The organism is Flavobacterium bernardetii (assembly GCF_011305415.1).
Classification (GTDB): Bacteria; Bacteroidota; Bacteroidia; order Flavobacteriales; family Flavobacteriaceae; genus Flavobacterium; species Flavobacterium bernardetii.
Window position 1 is genome coordinate 138,944 of the sequence record NZ_JAANOQ010000003.1, and the last position, 18,887, is coordinate 157,830.

The 18,887-nt window shown below is 32.3% G+C and carries 18 protein-coding genes; 5 read left to right on the plus strand and 13 right to left on the minus strand.

Features of this window, described 5'->3' with window-relative positions; genetic code table 11:
- Positions 1-15 precede the first annotated feature (15 nt).
- From G6N05_RS15715 to G6N05_RS07635, 3 genes are read left to right on the plus strand one after another with little or no spacing between them, the layout of a single operon-like run.
- Positions 16-141: a hypothetical protein gene (locus tag G6N05_RS15715; protein WP_262887788.1), complete on the plus strand. Its 126-nt coding sequence runs from the start codon at positions 16-18 to the stop codon at positions 139-141.
- Positions 126-755 carry a class I SAM-dependent methyltransferase gene (locus tag G6N05_RS07630; protein ID WP_225875142.1) on the plus strand — a complete coding sequence of 210 codons (630 nt, stop codon included), beginning with the start codon at positions 126-128 and terminating at the stop codon, positions 753-755. The genes G6N05_RS15715 and G6N05_RS07630 overlap by 16 nt, the downstream gene beginning before the upstream one ends.
- A gap of 1 nt (position 756) precedes the next feature.
- Positions 757-1,371, plus strand: coding sequence for an arsenate-mycothiol transferase ArsC (locus G6N05_RS07635; protein ID WP_166126271.1), 615 nt, complete (start codon positions 757-759; stop codon positions 1,369-1,371).
- A 50-nt stretch (positions 1,372-1,421) separates the two neighbouring features.
- On the opposite strand, the gene G6N05_RS07640 is transcribed toward G6N05_RS07635, so the two are convergent.
- From G6N05_RS07640 to katG, 6 genes are all read right to left on the minus strand, one after another.
- Positions 1,422-3,143, minus strand: coding sequence for an alpha/beta fold hydrolase (locus G6N05_RS07640; protein ID WP_166126273.1), 1,722 nt, complete (start codon positions 3,141-3,143; stop codon positions 1,422-1,424).
- Positions 3,144-3,287: 144 nt separating this feature from the next.
- Entirely contained in the window at positions 3,288-3,755 is a 468-nt protein-coding gene (locus tag G6N05_RS07645) for a hypothetical protein (protein ID WP_166126275.1), read from the minus strand.
- Between the two features lie 121 nt (positions 3,756-3,876).
- Entirely contained in the window at positions 3,877-4,134 is a 258-nt protein-coding gene (locus tag G6N05_RS07650) for a DUF6952 family protein (protein WP_166126277.1), read from the minus strand.
- Between the two features lie 145 nt (positions 4,135-4,279).
- Entirely contained in the window at positions 4,280-4,588 is a 309-nt protein-coding gene (locus G6N05_RS07655) for a thioredoxin family protein (RefSeq protein WP_166126279.1), read from the minus strand.
- 109 nt (positions 4,589-4,697) lie between these two features.
- A complete protein-coding gene (locus G6N05_RS07660) occupies positions 4,698-5,333 on the minus strand; it encodes a peroxiredoxin (RefSeq protein WP_166126281.1) in 636 nt (211 codons plus the stop codon).
- A gap of 335 nt (positions 5,334-5,668) precedes the next feature.
- Entirely contained in the window at positions 5,669-7,864 is a 2,196-nt protein-coding gene (gene katG / locus G6N05_RS07665) for a catalase/peroxidase HPI (protein WP_166126283.1), read from the minus strand.
- A 181-nt stretch (positions 7,865-8,045) separates the two neighbouring features.
- On the opposite strand from katG, the gene G6N05_RS07670 reads away from it, so the two are divergent.
- Complete coding sequence (locus G6N05_RS07670; protein ID WP_166126286.1) at positions 8,046-9,743, plus strand: APC family permease; 1,698 nt, start codon at positions 8,046-8,048, stop codon at positions 9,741-9,743.
- Positions 9,744-9,894: 151 nt separating this feature from the next.
- Here the strand turns inward: G6N05_RS07670 and G6N05_RS07675 are convergent, their stop codons facing one another.
- Complete coding sequence (locus G6N05_RS07675) at positions 9,895-10,809, minus strand: DUF4349 domain-containing protein (protein ID WP_166126289.1); 915 nt, start codon at positions 10,807-10,809, stop codon at positions 9,895-9,897.
- 218 nt (positions 10,810-11,027) lie between these two features.
- Here G6N05_RS07675 and hemN point away from each other — a divergent pair, with 218 nt between their 5' ends.
- Positions 11,028-12,389 carry an oxygen-independent coproporphyrinogen III oxidase gene (gene hemN, locus G6N05_RS07680; RefSeq protein WP_166126292.1) on the plus strand — a complete coding sequence of 454 codons (1,362 nt, stop codon included), beginning with the start codon at positions 11,028-11,030 and terminating at the stop codon, positions 12,387-12,389.
- A 399-nt stretch (positions 12,390-12,788) separates the two neighbouring features.
- Here the strand turns inward: hemN and G6N05_RS07685 are convergent, their stop codons facing one another.
- The 6 genes from G6N05_RS07685 to ccoN all read right to left on the minus strand — a co-directional run bounded on the left by G6N05_RS07685 (position 12,789) and on the right by ccoN (position 18,881).
- Entirely contained in the window at positions 12,789-13,490 is a 702-nt protein-coding gene (locus G6N05_RS07685; protein ID WP_166126294.1) for a sulfite exporter TauE/SafE family protein, read from the minus strand.
- A 160-nt stretch (positions 13,491-13,650) separates the two neighbouring features.
- Positions 13,651-14,097 (minus strand): FixH family protein, encoded by a 447-nt coding sequence (locus tag G6N05_RS07690; protein WP_166126297.1) that lies wholly within the window; start codon positions 14,095-14,097, stop codon positions 13,651-13,653.
- A gap of 12 nt (positions 14,098-14,109) precedes the next feature.
- On the minus strand, positions 14,110-15,531 hold the full coding sequence (ccoG, locus tag G6N05_RS07695; protein ID WP_166126300.1) for a cytochrome c oxidase accessory protein CcoG: 1,422 nt from the start codon (positions 15,529-15,531) through the stop codon (positions 14,110-14,112).
- A 49-nt stretch (positions 15,532-15,580) separates the two neighbouring features.
- Positions 15,581-16,516, minus strand: coding sequence for a cbb3-type cytochrome c oxidase N-terminal domain-containing protein (locus G6N05_RS07700; protein WP_166126302.1), 936 nt, complete (start codon positions 16,514-16,516; stop codon positions 15,581-15,583).
- 12 nt (positions 16,517-16,528) lie between these two features.
- Positions 16,529-16,699 (minus strand): CcoQ/FixQ family Cbb3-type cytochrome c oxidase assembly chaperone, encoded by a 171-nt coding sequence (locus G6N05_RS07705; protein WP_166126305.1) that lies wholly within the window; start codon positions 16,697-16,699, stop codon positions 16,529-16,531.
- Positions 16,700-16,703: 4 nt separating this feature from the next.
- On the minus strand, positions 16,704-18,881 hold the full coding sequence (ccoN, locus tag G6N05_RS07710; RefSeq protein ID WP_166126308.1) for a cytochrome-c oxidase, cbb3-type subunit I: 2,178 nt from the start codon (positions 18,879-18,881) through the stop codon (positions 16,704-16,706).
- Positions 18,882-18,887 lie beyond the last annotated feature (6 nt).

An 18,887-nucleotide genomic window follows, 5' to 3' on the forward strand; every position in this document is an offset into this window, starting at 1 on the left:
ATAAAGAATTTTAACATGAAGGAATTTATCATAAAATATAAAAAACCAATTGTAATTACAGTTGGAATTACAGCTTTAAATATTTACTTTGGGTTTGATGCTCGATTTACAATTATTAATTTATTATGGTTGTTAGTGTAATGGAAAATAGAAAAGCACATTGGGAAAATGTTTTTGCTAATAAGCAAGAAAAAGAAGTGAGTTGGTACCAACAAAAACCGGAAACTTCTATTAATTTTTTTACTGAAAACAACATTTCAAAAGACGCTAAAATTATTGACATTGGTGGCGGTGATAGCTATTTGATTGATAGTTTATTAGATTTAGGCTACACAAATTTATTTCTTTTAGATATTTCTGCCAATGCGATTGAACGTATTAAAAATAGGTTAGGAGCAAAGTCGGAAAAAGTAACTTTTATAGTTTCTGATGTTTTAGATTTTCAACCCAAAACTACTTTTGATGTTTGGCACGACAGAGCAAGTTTCCATTTCTTAACGACTGAAAAAGAAATCGAAATGTATAAAAATTTAGTTTCTAATTCTATTTCGGAAAATGGATTTATGTTTTTAGGAACTTTCTCTGAAAATGGTCCATTAAAATGCAGTGGTTTAGAAATTACTCAATATTCAGAAGAAAAGTTTGAACGTATTTTCGGTACCAATTTCTCTAAAATGAATTGTTTTACAGAAAATCATCAAACGCCTTTTGATACGACTCAAAATTTTATCTTTTGCACGTTTAAAAAGAAATAATATGTTTCAAAACTTATCCCAAACGATAGAAATAATTTCAAAAATTTCTGTTTCTCAAGAACGAAAAGAAGTTTTACAACCTTTAGTAAATTACATTCAAAATAAAGTGAATGGAAATGAGTTAATTCGTTTGAATTTTATTTGTACGCACAATTCGAGAAGAAGTCATTTGAGTCAAATTTGGGCACAAACTATGGCGTTTCAATTTGGAATTCAAAATGTGTTTTGTTATTCTGGTGGAACGGAAGCTACGGCTATGTTTTCGAAAGTTGGAGAAACTTTAGTCAATCAAGGATTTGAAATTCAGCAATTAAGTAAAAATGAAAATCCAATTTACGCTATAAAATTTTCAGATAATGAAACATCTGTTATAGCTTTTTCGAAAACGTATTTTGATGCATTTAATCCGAAAACTAATTTTGGTGCGATTATGACTTGCAACAACGCAGATGAAGGTTGCCCGATGGTTTTTGGTGCAGAAGCTCGATTTCCAATAAAATATGAGGATCCAAAAGCTTTTGATGGAACAGAAGTTATGAACGAAAAATACACAGAAAGAAGTTTAGAAATTGCTTCGGAAATGTATTATGTTTTTTCTAATATTAAACATCTTTAAAATAAAAAAATCCCGTTTTTAGCGGGATTTTTTGTAATAAACATATTCAATTATTCTTTAATAACTTTAATAGTTTGCGTTTGATTTTCGTTTTCTAACGTAATTATATAAATTCCTTTAGCATGTTTCGACATATCAATTGTTGAAGAAGAAGTATCAATGTCTTTTACCTCTAATTGTTGTCCTAATAACGAATAAATTGTAGCTTTTGAAGCAGCAATATTATCTATATACAAAATGTCTTTTACTGGATTTGGATAGAATGAGACTTTATTAATTTCATTTTGATAAGTTCCTAAAGTTGTATTAATTACAAAATTATATGGTGTTTGATAATTTGTATTTGTTGGTGTTGTGCTAACTACTTTTAAGAAATAATCTCCAGGAGTTAAAGTTCTTACAAACGAAAGGGTGTTTCCAGAATTGTTTACCGCAGTGTCAATTAAAGTACCGCTATTATCTAAAATTGAAGCATTCATCGCACTTGTTGTGATAGAAGTAATATCTACATTTGCAGTCATCGTTCCTCCAGAAATAGTGAATTTATAAAAGTCTTGATCTGCATTTACAGGGTTTGATTGTAAAGTTGTAAAACCATTGTAAATTTTATTTGTGTTGACGATATAAGCCAATTCTTTAAAGTTTGGTTCGTCTAAACCTTGCATGATTTCATAATAATATCCTGGTAATTCAGTATGGTTTTCTATGAAATCAAAACCTGAATTAAAATAGAAAAATTTTGTTGGATACGTTAAACTCGTGTAATAAGTATCCATAATAGATTGTGGTTCAGCTACAACTCCATCTGTAGTTCCGCCTGTAATTCTACCAATTACACTTGAAAAATCAATATAGTTATCAATTGGTTTTTGGTTTAATCCTATAATATTATCTCCAATATTTCCGCTACAATTCACATCGTAATTATAGAAATCAGCTCCAAAAAGATGTTCATTCATATTATTTGGATCGTTAACTTCAATTCCTCCAGATAAAAAGCGACCTACATCTCCACTATAATAATACGATATTTTTAAATCTCTAATCGCTTCACTTTTGGTATCGATTCCTGCAAACCAACCCAAACCAGTGTCGCTGGCATTACTTCCACCATGTGGAGTTCCTAAAGTTAATAGTTTTGCTACGTGATGTGCATTATCAGGTTGCCAATAATTGGTATTTTGTAAATATTGACGAGAAGCCAAGCCGCCCATACTGTGGCCAACTAAAATTACTTTGTTTTTGCCGGTTAATTGCATTACTCTTTCGATAGCTTTTTTAACCGCAATTCCTTGTTTGTAAATAGCAGATTGATTACTTAAAGCACCAGTTCCAATCGAACCATTGGTATTCACGTTGAAATTTAAAGTATAATAATCACCATTGATCATTGTAGTTTCAAAAGCAGCGATATCGGCTCCGGGAGTTGGAAAAATATTTAAATTTGCTGTTCCGTTATTTCCATCTGCGTTTAAGCAAAAATCAAATCTTCCACCAAAGGTATAACCGTATTGCGTATCAAAATAAGCAGTAGAGGCATCCCAAGTTGTTGAACTTGAATTTAAGCCGTGAATAAAAAGGATAGGATAGGGGTTTTTACTTTCGAAAACTAATTTGTTATTCTGATTAACAGATTTTAATGGAAAAATAGTATCGTTTCTAATTTCTTGAAATTCAAATTCAGCTGGTCTTGGTTTATATAATATGTCTTGTGCAACACCAATTGTAATTGAAAAAAGGGAAAATATTGTCAATAAAGTAGTTTTTTTCATATGCATACATAGTAAATTAGTATAGCAATATAAATAAACACATTTAATATTTAACCTTTTTTTGTTAAATTATTAACAATAAGTTTACATATCACAAATTTTTTTAGTAAAATAAAGGTTTTGATAGGGAATTTAAATTGTGTTTTATTTATAATACACATCACTAAATTTACCATTTACAATCGTGAATTGAATAACTTGATACGAATCAACTGGTTTACCATCTGCTGAGGTTGCTGGTTTCCATTTTAGGGGCATTTTTTTTACGATTTCTAAAACTTGTTCAGATAAAGTTAGCATTTCTCCTTCGCCATTGCTAGCAATTAGAAAGTTGCCAAGTTTTCCTTTACAATTTACAGCGAAGCCAATTAAAGTTCTGAAAGTTTTAGAAGTATTAAGTGGATTTGTCAAAAAATATTTTTTTAAGGCTTCTTCACCTCCAAAATAAGTAGGATTCGAAAGTGGAAAGGCTAAATCCATTCCAACTTTTTTTCGTAAGTTCAAATCATCAACAGTGTATGAGATCTTTTTACTACAAGTTACAAATGGTTTTGGGTTTTGTGCAATGGCATATTGAGAAAGAAGTACAAATAAGAATAATAGTTTTTTCATTGGAATGGATTTATAAATTGTTACTATCTTTTATGTATTAATTATTAAGACAACTTATCAAATATATTATTTTTCTGAAAATTACTACAAAAAAAAACTCTCAATTTCTTGAGAGTTTCTGTTATTTATCAATAGCACCTAAAACGCGTTTCATAAAATCGTTTAGGGCTGTTTTTTTGTCTTTACCTTCTTTGACCATTTTGTTAACTTCAATGGCGCCATACATATTGGAAATTAATTCAGCTATAACATCTAATTCTTCCTCTTTTAAAGATTCTAATTCGCAAAGATGTTCTAAAACGGCAATGGTTTCCACTAAATAATCTGCATCGTTTTCTTCTACAAATTGGTTAAGGTGTTTTATTACGGGTAATTTCATGTTTTGAGTTTAGAAGTTTATAAGGTTATGAGTTTAAAAGGGATTGTGTGTATTTAGTTTAGAAGTTTATAAGGTTAAGTGTTTAAAAGGGTTTGTGCGTAAAGTTTATCCACAATACCTTTTAACCTTTTAAACCATTAAACTTTTAAACTACACTTGCTACTAATTCCGCTAAAACTTCTGCTTTATTGGTTTGTGTTTGGTTGACTAATACGCCATTTTTAAAAGCAGCGAATGTTGGTAAATTGTCTACGTTTGCTAATTTTCTTGATTCTGGAAATAGTTCAGCATCTACCATTAAAAAAGGAACGTTTTCGTTTTCTGAAGCCATTTTTTTGAATTTTGGTTTCATAATTCGGCAATTTCCACACCAAGAGGCTGAAAATTGTACTAAAACTACTTCGTTTGAAGCAATTACTTCTGCTAAATTATCTTTTTCTAATTCTAAGAACATTTTTTTAATTATCAATTTGTCAATGTGGCAATATGCCAATGCATGGTTTGTATAGAAATCAATGTGTCAATAATTGACTTATCGACACATTGATAATTGACTAATTATATTAGTTTTGGCTTAAATACGCAGCAGTACTTAATCTGTCGGCGTTCATAGCTTCTTTACCAGCTTCCCAGTTTGCAGGACAAACTTCTCCTTTAGTTTGGATATGTGTGTAAGCATCAACCATACGTAAATATTCGTTTACGTTTCTACCTAATGGCATATCGTTAACACTTTCGTGGAAAATTTTACCAGTTTCGTCAATTAAATAAGTCGCACGGAACGTAACGTTTGAACCTTCTAAAATTTCATCGTTTAATTCTTCGTTATATACCCATTCTGCATCTAAAATATCTAAAGCAGCAGATAAGTTACGAGTTGTATCAGCAATTAAAGGATAAGTTACACCTTCAATTCCACCGTTATTTTTTGCAGTGTTTAACCAAGCGAAGTGTACTTCGTTAGTATCGCAAGAAGCACCAATTACAATTGTGTTTCTTTTTTCAAATTCTGGTAAAGCGGCTTGAAAAGCGTGTAATTCAGTTGGACAAACAAAAGTAAAGTCTTTTGGATACCAAAATAAAAGTACTTTTTTGTTGTTTTTTGTAGCTTCTTCTAAAACGTTAATTCTTAAGTTGTCACCCATTTCTGAGATAGCGTCAACGGTAATGTTTGGGAATTGTTTTCCTACTAATGCCATAATTTTATTTATTTTATTGTTTTTAATTTCTGGTGCAAAATTAGGGATTATTATCAGTATTTCAAGTGGAATTTATTGTAATTTCCTATTTGTTAATAGGATATGCTTATGATGAAATTTTAGGTTATTTTTATGTAAAGAAAAAAGACGATTTGTTTCCAAATCGCCTTTGAAATAGGTTGTTTAATTCATGTGATTTTGATGATTTTTTAGCCACGAATTCACAAATTATCGATGTGTTTATTTCGATTTAATTCGAATTATTATCGTCTTAGACGATAAATTTAAGATAATTAGAAAATTTTAATTCGTGAATTCGTGGCAAATAATATTTTTTAGATATCAAATCGATCTGCGTTCATCACTTTTGTCCAAACCGCAATAAAATCTTTTACAAATTTTTCTTTGTTATCGTCTTGAGCATAAATTTCAGCGTACGCTCTTAAAACGGAATTCGAACCAAAAACCAAATCAACTCTTGTAGCTGTCCATTTTGTTGCACCCGATTTTTTATCTACTATATTGTAAAGATTGTCGCCCGCTGCTTTCCAACTGTAATTCATATCTGTAAGATTTACGAAGAAATCATTACATAAAACGCCTTCTTTATCAGTGAAAACACCGTGTTGTGTTCCACCGTAATTGGTTCCCAAAACACGCATTCCGCCAAGTAAAACAGTCATTTCAGCTGCATTCAATCCAAGAAGTTGTGTTTTATCTAGCATTAATTCTTCTGGTTGCACTACATATTTATCTTTCATAAAATTTCGGAAAGCATCATTAGTTGGTTCTAAAACTTCAAAAGATTCTACATCAGTCATTTCTTGTGAAGCGTCACCTCGTCCAGCATGGAAAGGAACTTTTACATTGAATCCTCCTTCTTGTGCCGCTTTTTCTACAGCTGCACTTCCTCCCAAAATAATTAAATCGGCAATACTTACTTTTTTACTCAAGCCTGCTTGAATTTCTTCAAGTTTAGTTAAAACTTTTTGAAGTCTTTCCGGTTCGTTGGCTACCCAACTTCTTTGAGGTTGTAAACGAATTCTTGCTCCATTTGCACCACCTCTGAAGTCGGAACCTCTAAACGTTCTGGCACTGTCCCAAGCGGTATTGATCAATTCCGCTCTAGATAAACCACTATTTAATAATGTTCCTTTTAATTCTTCAATTTCTGAATCAGATAACGTGTAATCTACTTTTGGAACTGGATCTTGCCAAATTAAATCTTCAGCAGGAACATCTGCACCTAAATAGCGGTCTTTCGGACCTAAATCTCTATGCGTTAATTTGAACCATGCTCTAGCGAAAACTTCTGAAAAATAAGCTTGATCATTGTGAAAACGCTCTGAAATTACTCGGTAAGCTGGATCCATTTTCATAGCCATATCGGCATCTGTCATGATTGGATTTCTTTTTACTGACGGATTGAAAGCATCAACAGGTTTGTCTTCTTCTTTCATGTTGATAGGTTCCCATTGCGATGCTCCAGCCGGACTTTTCTTTAATTCCCAATCGTAATTTAATAACAAATTGAAATATTCGTTATCCCAACGAGTAGGGTGGGTAGTCCAAGCGCCTTCCAATCCACTCGTTACCGTGTCAGGTCCGTTTCCATTTCCTTTTGGATTTAACCAACCAAAACCTTGATTTTCAATTTCACCAGCTTCTGGTTCTTTTCCTAAAATTGAGGCGTCACCATTCCCGTGTGCTTTTCCAACGGTGTGTCCACCAGCAGTTAGAGCTACGGTTTCTTCATCGTTCATCGCCATTCTTTCAAATGTGATACGAACATCTTGTGCTGTTTTTAAAGGGTCTGATTGTCCGTCAACACCTTCTGGATTAACATAAATTAATCCCATCATTACAGCGGCTAATGGATTTTCTAAATCTCTTTCTCCAGAATATCTTGTTCCTGGACTTCCTGATTTGGCTAACCATTCTTTTTCAGCTCCCCAATAAATATCTTTTTCTGGATGCCAAATGTCTTCACGACCACCTGCAAATCCGAAAACTTTTAATCCCATTGATTCATATGCCATCGTTCCGGCTAAAATCATTAAATCGGCCCAAGAAATTTTATTTCCATATTTCTTTTTGATAGGCCATAATAGGCGTCTGGCTTTATCTAAATTTCCATTATCAGGCCAACTGTTTAAAGGAGCGAATCGCAGGTTTCCTGTCCCAGCGCCACCACGACCATCGGCTATTCTGTACGTTCCAGCAGAATGCCATGCCATACGAATCATCAATCCACCATAATGACCATAATCTGCTGGCCACCAGTCTTGACTGTCCGTCATAAATGCTTTTAAATCATTTTTTACAGCTTCTAAATCCAATTTCTTGAATTCTTCTGCATAATTAAAATTTTCTCCTAAAGGATTTGTTTTTGAATCGTGTTGATGAAGGATATCAAGGTTCAATGATTTTGGCCACCAATCTTGATTTTTTGTAGCATTATCAGTAGATTGGTTTGCTAAACCTCCTGAAAAAGGGCATTTTCCTCCTGTTGAATTTGTGTTGTGTTCCATAGTATTTTGTTTTTGATTATTTCTCTTACAAAAGTAAAGTTTAAACTAAGTTAATTAATAAATTTTAATTATATAAATTTATTTTACAATAGTTTTAGGTTATTGTAATTTAATTTTAATAACTGAAATCAATTTCAATTTTAATTATATATTTGCCTTCCTAACCAAAATTACTAAAAAAATGAAACTATTTAGAAGAAAACCTATTGCTACAATTTTGAAAGAAGGAGGAGATGGAGAGCATTCTGGTTTAAATAAAGTATTGACAGTAAAAGATTTAACTTTTTTTGGGATTGCAGCTATTTTAGGAGCTGGAAGTTTCAGTAGTTTAGGAAGTGCTGTTTTTAATGGTGGGCCAGGTGTTGTTTTTTTATTCGTAATTGTAGCTGTTGCTTGTGCTTTCACAGCTTTTTGTTATTCGGAATTTGCCAGTAGAATTCCTGTAGCAGGAAGTGCCTATACCTATGCCTATTCCAGTTTTGGAGAATTATTTGCTTGGATTATTGGATGGGCCTTAATTATGGAATATTCCATTGGAAATATTTATGTAGCTTACAGTTGGAGTGATTATTTCACTTCTTTATTAGAACAATGTCATATTCATGTTCCAGCTTATTTGTCTACCAGTTACATGGAAGCTTCTAAAGCATTTGAGGGAAATATTCAAGGTGAAGCTTTAAAAGCATGGACTACGGCTACTGAAATAGGAGGCTTAAAACTTATCTTAGATTTACCTGCCTTACTTATAAATTTCATAATTACATTCTTGGTATATAGAGGAGTGAAAGAAAGTAAAAACTTTAGTAATTTGATGGTATGGATTAAAATGTTAGTTGTTGGATTAATTATAATTGTTGGTACGATTTTAATTTTCAAAAACGATTTATTTGGAAATTGGACACCTAATAATTCAGTAGGTATTCCAAGTTTTATGCCAAATGGGTTTAGTGGGGTGATGATGGCTGTAAGTGGTGTGTTTTTTGCTTATATTGGTTTTGATGCAGTAAGTGTTATGGCCGAAGAAAGTAAAAATCCACAAAGAGATTTACCTCGTGGTATGATATATTCTTTAGTGATTTGTACCGTTGTATATATCTTATTAACTTTAGTTTTAACGGGTGCTGCTAACTATAAAACCTTTGAAGGAATTGGTGATCCTTTAGCTTTTATTTTTGAGAAGCAAAATTTTGATTTACCTTGGATGCACTTTTTAGTTGCGATATGTGCGGTAGTTGCCATGACAAGTGTAATGTTAGTTTTTCAAATGGGACAACCGCGTATTTGGATGACTATGAGTCGTGATGGTTTAATGCCAAAGCGTTTTTCTACAATTCACCCAAAATATAAAACACCTTCTTTTGCTACACTTATTACTGGTTTAGTAGTTGGAATTCCTATTGTTTTTACAGACAAAACTTTTGTTTTAGATTTTACAAGTATCGGAACTTTGTTCGCTTTTGTATTAGTTTGTGGTGGTGTTTTGTTAATTCCTAGAAGAGAAAAAGAAGCAGGTAAATTTCATTTGCCTTATGTTAATGCGAAGTTTATATTTTCAGGATTAGTGGCACTTTCTATTTTCTTAGTAGCCACTTTTGTTCCAGGATTTTTTACAGAAACTTTTGATTTTTCAAGTGATAAATTAGCCAAAAATTTACCAATGGTTATCTTTTTTATCCTTATTGTTGTGATGATGTTTTTATCGTTTACGAAAAATCTATCTTTAATTCCTTTATTAGGATTGATTTCTTGTTGTTATTTACTAACAGGAATGGCGGTTTCAAACTGGATGTGGTTTGGCGTTTGGTTGGTAATTGGATTGATAATTTATTTCGCATTTAGTTATAATAATAGTAAATTGAATACTGAGGTAGAAGGTTAAAATAAGTTAAAGGTTGTCTGAAAGACTATTATTCTGTCAATCTGAACTTGTTTCAGATTCTTATTATTACTAAAATTAGTTTTTTTGAGATTCTGAAATAAATTCAGAATGACAGTTTTGTTTTTAGACAACCTTTTTTTATGGTATAAGTTTAAGCTATTTTCTTAATCGTTTTCCATTTTTTGAATCCGAACCAAGCTAAAAATCCGAAGAAAGCTATTGGCCATAGTTGGACTAAAAACGCCACAATTCCTTCAAAAATAAACCAACCTGTTTTGATACTTTCCCAAACTTGTAAACCTAAATTTGGTCGGTAGGCATTTATGTTTTTTTCATTGGCAACCAATTCGTATTTTAGTTTTTCGTTTTGGTATAATTCTAATGTTACAGTTGAAAAATTCACTTGATCTTTTAGCGATAAGTTATTGATGTACGAAGTATCCGAATTTTCTTTTTTAGTAGCCAAATTCGCTTCAGCTTCATTAATTTCTTTTAATTTATTGCCTTTTTTATCGATAGCCGTTTCTAATCTTTTAGTTGTGTTGGCATTTCTTTTTTGAGATAATTCGTTGGCTAAGAGTTGTAAATTCACATCGTCCGCTTTTATCACTCGATAATCTAAAAACTGAACTTCTTTAGCTAAACTTCTTAAAAGCGTGTCTAATTTGACGTTTGGCACACGCAAAGCCATCGTATTGTTCACTTCGTAACGTGTGGTTTTCAATAAACTATCTTGGCTAACTTGCGTTTCATCGTTTTCGGTTACGGAACTTCTTAATTCCGAAAGCGTTACAAATCCACCACAATTTTTAGTTACATTTTCAATTTTGTAAGTCGACAGTGCGACATCCTTCACTTTAAAACGCGCATCGGCGGTTCTAATAAATTTTCGATTTGAATTTTTGTCTTCCACGGCTGCGGAAGAACTCATGTCGTCAGCGACTGAACTGCTGTCCACAACAGCTTCTAGATCCATTCTACTGATACCTTTTTCACTTTTTTTGCTACATGCGATGGCTAAAGTTAGAAGCAGGATGGCGCCTCCAGTTTTGAATTTTCTGTTCATAATAATTTGTATTTAATGGTTGGTTAATAAGTAAAAAGTAATTGTGCGCCATTAACAAATTTTTATGATTAGGTGATATGAATTTACCTACTAAAAACTGTGCCAAAAATTTTTGTTGCAAAAAATAGAGTAGTGCTAAAGCAAAAAAAATCTTCGTATGACAATTATCATAATTTAATTCTACGAAACGATATAATTTTGACATAAATTCTAAAGTTATGACGTCTTTAATTCAAAAATATAATGTTCCAGGTCCGAGATATACTAGTTATCCAACAGTTCCGTTTTGGAATGAAGAAAAATTCACGGAACAAAAATGGATAAATGATTTAAAAGAAACGTTTAAAATTAGCAACCAAACAGACGGAATTAGTTTATATATTCATTTGCCTTTTTGCGAAAGTTTATGCACGTTCTGTGGTTGTAACAAACGAATTACAAAACGTCACGAAGTAGAATTACCTTACATTCAGGCTGTAATTAAAGAGTGGCGCATGTATTGTAATTTATTTTCTAGAAAACCGAATATTAAAGAAATTCACTTAGGTGGTGGAACTCCGACTTTCTTTTCAACTGAAAATTTGACTTTATTAATTAATGGTATTTTCGAAACAGCAAATAAAGCAGAAAATTATATCTTTAGTTTTGAAGGACATCCCAACAATACTACAAAAGAACATTTGCAAACCTTATACAATTTAGGTTTCCGAAGAGTGAGTTTTGGTGTGCAAGATTATAGTCCGAAAGTACAAGAAGCCATTCACAGAATGCAATCGTTTCATAATGTTTCGAAAGTGTCTTTATTGGCTAAAGAAATAGGTTATACTTCTATTGGTCATGATTTAATTTACGGATTGCCTTTTCAGACTTTGGAAGATGTGGAAGATACTATTTTGAAAACCAAATCTTTATTACCAGATAGAATTTCGTTTTACAGTTATGCACATGTGCCTTGGTTAAAAGGAAACGGTCAACGCGGTTTTAATGACGAAGATATTCCACAAAGCGATGCAAAAAGACAATTGTATGAATTAGGGAAGAAAATGTTATTAGAAATTGGCTATATAGAAATTGGTATGGATCATTTTGCTTTACCAACTGACGAAATGTATGTGGCGTTTCAAAACAAAACATTACATCGTAATTTTATGGGCTATACGGCTTCAAAAACAGATGTGATGATAGGTTTAGGCGTTTCTTCAATTAGCGATAGTTGGAACAGTTTTGCACAAAATGAGAAGTCGTTAGATGCATATTATGTTAAAATAAATGCGAATTTAATACCCGTTTTTAGAGGGCATCATTTAACAGAAGAAGATTTAATTATCAGACAACATATTTTAAATTTAATGTGTCATTTTGAAACTTCTTGGGATTCATATTCTTTATTTTTCCCAGAAATATATGAGGTTTTAGAAAGTCTGGAAGAAATGCAACATGATGGTTTATTAATCATTCAAGATAAAAAATTAACCGTTACCGATTTAGGAAAAGGCTATGTAAGAAACATTTGTATGGCTTTCGATTTAAGATTGAAAAGAGCTGCACCACAAACGGAATTGTTTTCTATGACGATTTAATATTTGAGATTTGGGATTTGGGATTTACGTGAAGTTCTATGTGGTTTACTATTTACGATTTGGGATTTACGTGAAGTTCTAAGAGATTAAACATTGCCGAAGTAGTTGGCGTGAGATCCTTTCAGGATGACAAACTATACACACAGCTTAAGTGAACTATTTTGAGCGAAGCGACTTTATCCACAATCCAACATAAATCTATGTGGTAAAAAAAACTTATATGATTTTATATTTACGATTTTAGATTTGGGATTTACGTAAAGACTTCTTCTTAGGTTTAAGATGACGAATTTTAGGCTAATCAATTTCAATCCTTTCTATTCGCATACAAAAAAACAAAAGAAAGATAATAAACTTTGCGAACCTTGCGAAAACCTTTGCGTCTTTGCGAGCAACAACTTAATGGCAATTCACTTCAGATTGAATATGCAAGTGCAAAATACTTGGAGAAATATAAGGGATGTCTAATCCGAAACCTCTCAAAACAAATAGAATTCCAATACAAATTATTAGTATTGGAATTACTTTTTGAAATTTTGAGTAATAAGAAAATTGAGTCGTTTTTAAGAAATTCACTAATACCATCATCAACGGAATAGTTCCTAATCCGAATAAAGTCATATATAAACTTCCTAAAAAGACATTGTTCATTGCCATGGCTCCGAATAGGGCAACATACACCATTCCGCAAGGTAAATACCCATTGAATAAACCAATTAAAAACAATGATTTGTAACTTTTCTTTTTGAATTGAAGTCCTAATTGGGTTTTAACTTCAGAAATAATTTTATAAATAGGTTTTGAGAAATTGTACTGTGCTAATTTTTTCTCTGGAATGATGGCAATTAAAATCATCATAACCCCTACAGCTATTGATAATTGTTGTTGAATACCTGCCAAGAAAAATCCAGCTCCTAAAAATCCAAATACAACTCCTAATGAAGTATAAGCGGTTACTCTACCAATTTGGTATGTGCTAATTTGCAGCCATTTTTTCACAGTATTGTCTTTATCTACAGGAATCATCAATGCAATTGGACCGCACATTCCTACGCAGTGTAAACTACTAATAAATCCGAATATGAGTGCAGAATAAAGCATTGTTTAAGTAAAAAGTAAAAAGTAAAAAGTAAAAAGTAAAAAGTAAAAAGTAAAAAGTAAAAAGTAAAAAGTAAAAATGTTTCTAAATGTCAGACTGAGCTTGTCGAAGCCTTTATGAATTCAAATCGTAAAACCCAAATCGTAAATCGTAAATCGTAAATCAAAAATAGACTGTTTCTTTATTTAGATACGTAACCTCATCAACTTTCCAATTGATAGATATTTCCCAAAGACCGCTAACCAATTTATGATTAGGTATGAGCATTATTGGATTTGATAAAGAAATTTTGGTTTCAAAATCCAACTTTTGATTAGACGGTCTGTATAGGGAAATAATTCCAGTTATTTTTTTATAATCGATATCTGCAGGGAAAACAATTTGTAATCCTTCTGCTGTTTTTTCTATTTTTAATTTTGTTTTCAAGGCATTTGAAAGCGTTTGACTTTCAATATCACCTTGCACTTTACTTTCTTGTTTGTAGTAATCGTCCGCAACTAATTCGTTATCGTATTTTGAGTTAGATTGTACTAAAAACACAAAAAATAGTATAAAAGTCATAAAGCTTCCAAAACCTATGATTACTCCTGTTCCCCAATTAAACTTCATATCTGTATATTTTTAATTAAACGTTCTAGGACCAAGAAAATTAGTGGATATGGTTTGAATCACTTTATCGCCTTGATGCACTTCTATATTTATTTTAGTATTGTCTGTTTCTAGTAATACACCAGGAATTTCAACAAATAAAGTTCCTGTTGCTGCACTTGCTTTTTCCACGTGAAGAATTGGATTTCCAACTAATTTCAGTGTTCCTTGCTTCGGGTTGATTAATTTGAACGTGATATTTTTTAAATTATCGTTCGTTTTATTAATAATTCGGTACGTGTACACATTACTGATGTTTTTCCCTTTTTCTTCGTACAACTGACCTGATAATCGTAATATTTTAGTATCAACTTCTGTTCGTAATAAAATCATAGAAATCATTACTGTCGTTAAGATGACTAAAACCGCAATATATCCTTTCATTCTGGTAGTAAGTTGGAACTTTTCCTTTTTGGTAATTTCCACTTCACTTGCAAAGCGAATTAACCCTTTTGGCAAGTTCACTTTTTCCATCATTAAGTCACATTCGTCCATACATGCGGTGCAATTGGTACATTCTAATTGCGTACCGTGACGAATATCAATTCCAGTTGGACAAACATTTACACATTGATGGCAATCGATACAATCACCAAACTTTAAAGCTTGTCGGTCTTCATTTTTTTTAATTTTGGCTCTTCCGTTTTCGTTTTCTCCACGAACATAATCGTAAGCAACAACTATCGATTTATTATCCAACAAAACACCTTGTAATCTTCCGTAAGGACAAGCGATAATACAAACTTGTTCTCTAAACCAAGTAAATACAAAATAGAAAATACCTGTAAAAATGAACAACACAATTAAGGTTTTTACATTACTCAAAGGTCCTTCAATTATCATCGCTTCAAGAGTATCACTTCCTACTAAATAAGCTAAGAATACATTCGCAATGATAAATGAAATGATTAAAAACACTGTCCATTTTACCGCACGTTTTCTAATTTTTTCGGCATTCCATTCTTGGTTGTCGAGTTTAATTTGTGCACCTCTATCGCCATCTATCCAATATTCAATTCGTCTGAAAACCATTTCCATAAAAATAGTTTGCGGACAAAACCAACCACAAAATATACGACCGAAAGCGACTGTAAATAAGGTTAATCCAACCACTCCAGTAATCATTAGAACCACCACTAAATAGAAATCTTGTGGCCAAAATGGCATTCCGAAAATATTGAATCTTCGATCTAAAACATTAAATAATAAGAACTGATTGCCATTAATTTTGATAAATGGACTCGACAATAAAAGAACTAATAAAACGTAACTCAGTAATTTTCTTCTGTTGTAATATTTACCTTGAGGTTTTTTAGGGAAAATAAATTTCCTTTTTCCTTTTTCGTTTATGGTTCCGATGGAATCTCGGAAACTATCGTCTTCTATATTTGACATTACATTTTATATTTAGCATTTCTGCTGTAACAATTTAGAACAAATGATGTTATTTTTTTGCAATTGTATCAGTTACTGCAATTTCAGGCGTTGTTGATTTTTCAGCACCATCTTCTTTCCAAACATCTCCTTCTGGCGCTTTTCCTGCAGCAGGTTTCGTTCCTTGAAGAGACATGACATAACTCGCCACTTTTTGAATTTCAGTTGGCTTTAAACTTTCTTTCCAAGCGACCATACCTTTTCCTGGTCGGCCACCTTCTGAAATTGTTTTAAATAAATTTTTAATTCCACCACCATTAATCCAGTTGGCATCAGTTAAGTTTGGACCAATTGCACCACCACCATCAGCTTTATGACATAAGACACAATTAGTAGTAAAAATTGCTTTTCCTTCCGCAACAGCAGCTGGTTCAGTCAATAAAGTTACTTTATCAATATTCATTAAATCTGGAGCTGTTTTGTTGTATTCTTCTACTTTTTTCTCTGCTAAAGTATTTTCAATCACATATTCTTGATCCTGTGTATAATCACCAATAACATGGAAACGAACTAAATAAACCAAAGCAAACACAATTGTAGCATAAAACAATCCCGTAAACCAAGGCGGTAAACCGTTGTCTAATTCTTTAATACCATCATAATCATGTTCTAATTCAATATCTTTTTCATTTTCAATTGGCTGTAAAGCCGAAAATTTGAACATCCATTTTTTATAAAATTCGGTTTGAGTAAATGGTTTTGCCTCTTCAATATCAAATTTTATTTTGTCTTCGTCTGTAAGTAGATGATAGGAAATACTATCTACTGCTTTCGTTATTACTTCAACTGCAATAAAAACAAATATTAAGATAACATGAATTATAGGTACAATTGGAAATTTTAAAAAAGCCGGTCTATCACCAGAATCGATGAAATATTCTGTTAGTGCAAAAACCATCGCATAAAAAAATGGAAACCTAACGTATACTGGAATATATTTTCTCATTATTTTGAATTTTTAGTTTTCGTTAAAAGGTAATTCACTCATAATTTTCACTTGTTCTTTGCTGTATGATAAAGCATAAACTAAATAACCAACAAAAATGGTAAAGAAAATTACTAGAGATATTATAGGGTAAATTTCTACTCCGTTGATACCTTCTAAATTGTGTTTGACAAATTTTAACATCTTCTTATTTTTTAACTTTAATATCAGTTCCTAAACGTTGTAAGTAAGCAATTAAGGCTACAATTTCTCTGTCTCTCATTTGAACAAATTTTTCACCTGTGATTTTTGCTTTTTCTTTACTTGCAGCATATGATTTGGAGAAATTTGGATCCGTTTCTAAACCTTTTTCAATTTCTGTCGCTTGTTTTTCAATACTAGTAAAGGCATTGGCGATGTCGTGATCTGTATAAGGAACTCCTAAAGTTTTCATCACACTCATTTTTTTCTGAATGTCATCGTGCTTCATTTTCTTATTATCAAACATCCATTTATAAGCTGGCATAATAGAACCAGTTGTAGTTGCTTGCGGATTCCACATGTGACTAAAGTGCCAACTGTGAGGATATTTTCCACCAACTCTCATTAAATCTGGACCCGTTCTTTTTGAACCCCATAAATGTGGATGATCATAAACATATTCTCCAGATTTTGAAGATTCACCGTAACGTTTTACTTCACTTCTAAACGGACGAACCAATTGTGAGTGACAGTTATTACAACCTTCACGGATATATAAATCTCTTCCTTCTAATTCAAGCGGTGTGTATGGTTTTACACTTGTAATGGTAGCGATATTCGATTTTACAATTAACATCGGCACAATTTGAATTAAACCTCCAATGGAAACCGCTAATACCGTTAATATGGTAAATTGAACAGGTTTACGTTCTAACCAAGCGTGTACTTTTTCATTTCTTAATCGGCTTGATGCGATAACTGGTAAAGCTGCTGCTTCTGCTTCTTCATCCTCAACGGCAGAACCTTGTTTTACTGTTTTAAATACGTTATATACACCCACTAAAACTCCAGCTAAGTATAAAACACCACCCACAGAACGCATCGCATACATCGGCATAATTTCTACAACCGTATCCATAAATTGTCCGTAAACTAACGTTCCGTCTTCATTAAATTGTTTCCACATTAACGATTGCACAAAACCTGCCACATACATTGGTAACGCATATAAAATGATACCTAATGTTCCAATCCAGAAGTGTAAATTAGCTAGCTTTTCAGAATATAATTTTGTTTTTGTAATTCTTGGGATAATCCAATAAATCATACCAAATGTCATAAAACCATTCCAAGCTAATGCACCAACGTGAACGTGAGCTACAATCCAGTCTGTAAAGTGCGCAATAGCATTTACATTTTTAAGAGATAACATTGGTCCTTCAAAAGTGGCCATTCCGTAACCTGTAACCCCAACTACGAAGAATTTTAAAACGGCATCTGTACTTACTTTATCCCAAGCACCTCTTAAAGTTAGTAATCCATTAATCATTCCACCCCAAGATGGCGCGATAAGCATAATAGAAAACGCAACTCCTAAATTTTGAGCCCAGTCTGGTAAAGTTGAATATAATAAATGATGAGGTCCAGCCCAGATGTAAAGGAAAATTAATGACCAAAAGTGAATAATTGATAGTTTGTAAGAATAAACAGGTCTGTTTGCTGCTTTTGGTAAGAAATAGTACATCAAACCTAAGAAAGGCGTGGTTAAGAAAAACGCAACGGCGTTATGTCCGTACCACCATTGCACCAAAGCATCTTGTACTCCAGCATAAACAGAATAACTTTTTGTTAGAGATACCGGAATCGCAATACTGTTTACAATATGTAATATAGCAACGGCTACAAAAGTGGCAATATAAAACCAGATGGCTACATAAATATGACGTTCTCTACGTTTAATAATGGTTCCAATCATGTTGATACCAAAAGCTACCCATACTAATGCAATTGCAATATCAAAAGGCCATTCTAATTCGGCATATTCTTTTGAAGTTGTGATTCCCATTGGTAAAGTAATAGCCGCTCCTAAAATGATAAGTTGCCAACCCCAAAAGTTAATTTGACTTAAAAAGTCGCTATACATTCTGGCTTTAAGTAAACGTTGAAGTGAGTAATATACTCCAGCGAAAACCGCATTTCCAACGAAAGCAAAAATTACGGCATTAGTGTGTAAAGGTCTTAATCTTCCGTAGCTTAACCACGAAATTCCGTCTGTTAAATTTGGGAATAGATAAAATAAAGCAACTAGTAATCCTACCGACATACCAACTACTCCGAAAAGTAGTGATGCATAAATAAAATTACGAACGATTTTATTATCATAACGAAATTGTTGCATTTCCATAATTAC

What these genes read in the sequence shown, in the direction of transcription:
- katG (WP_166126283.1), bottom strand. Translation starts at nt 7,864, where the DNA reads ATGGAACACAACACAAATTCAACAGGAGGAAAATGCCCTTTTTCAGGA.
- G6N05_RS07685 (WP_166126294.1), bottom strand. Translation starts at nt 13,490, where the DNA reads ATGCTTTATTCTGCACTCATATTCGGATTTATTAGTAGTTTACACTGC.
- ccoN (WP_166126308.1), bottom strand. Translation starts at nt 18,881, where the DNA reads ATGGAAATGCAACAATTTCGTTATGATAATAAAATCGTTCGTAATTTT.
- G6N05_RS07640 (WP_166126273.1), bottom strand. Translation starts at nt 3,143, where the DNA reads ATGAAAAAAACTACTTTATTGACAATATTTTCCCTTTTTTCAATTACA.
- G6N05_RS07705 (WP_166126305.1), bottom strand. Translation starts at nt 16,699, where the DNA reads ATGTTAAAATTTGTCAAACACAATTTAGAAGGTATCAACGGAGTAGAA.
- G6N05_RS07690 (WP_166126297.1), bottom strand. Translation starts at nt 14,097, where the DNA reads ATGAAGTTTAATTGGGGAACAGGAGTAATCATAGGTTTTGGAAGCTTT.
- G6N05_RS07630 (WP_225875142.1), top strand. Translation starts at nt 126, where the DNA reads ATGGTTGTTAGTGTAATGGAAAATAGAAAAGCACATTGGGAAAATGTT.
- G6N05_RS07635 (WP_166126271.1), top strand. Translation starts at nt 757, where the DNA reads ATGTTTCAAAACTTATCCCAAACGATAGAAATAATTTCAAAAATTTCT.
- G6N05_RS07655 (WP_166126279.1), bottom strand. Translation starts at nt 4,588, where the DNA reads ATGTTCTTAGAATTAGAAAAAGATAATTTAGCAGAAGTAATTGCTTCA.
- ccoG (WP_166126300.1), bottom strand. Translation starts at nt 15,531, where the DNA reads ATGTCAAATATAGAAGACGATAGTTTCCGAGATTCCATCGGAACCATA.
- G6N05_RS07675 (WP_166126289.1), bottom strand. Translation starts at nt 10,809, where the DNA reads ATGAACAGAAAATTCAAAACTGGAGGCGCCATCCTGCTTCTAACTTTA.
- G6N05_RS07660 (WP_166126281.1), bottom strand. Translation starts at nt 5,333, where the DNA reads ATGGCATTAGTAGGAAAACAATTCCCAAACATTACCGTTGACGCTATC.
- hemN (WP_166126292.1), top strand. Translation starts at nt 11,028, where the DNA reads ATGACGTCTTTAATTCAAAAATATAATGTTCCAGGTCCGAGATATACT.
- G6N05_RS07650 (WP_166126277.1), bottom strand. Translation starts at nt 4,134, where the DNA reads ATGAAATTACCCGTAATAAAACACCTTAACCAATTTGTAGAAGAAAAC.
- G6N05_RS15715 (WP_262887788.1), top strand. Translation starts at nt 16, where the DNA reads ATGAAGGAATTTATCATAAAATATAAAAAACCAATTGTAATTACAGTT.
- G6N05_RS07645 (WP_166126275.1), bottom strand. Translation starts at nt 3,755, where the DNA reads ATGAAAAAACTATTATTCTTATTTGTACTTCTTTCTCAATATGCCATT.
- G6N05_RS07670 (WP_166126286.1), top strand. Translation starts at nt 8,046, where the DNA reads ATGAAACTATTTAGAAGAAAACCTATTGCTACAATTTTGAAAGAAGGA.
- G6N05_RS07700 (WP_166126302.1), bottom strand. Translation starts at nt 16,516, where the DNA reads ATGAGAAAATATATTCCAGTATACGTTAGGTTTCCATTTTTTTATGCG.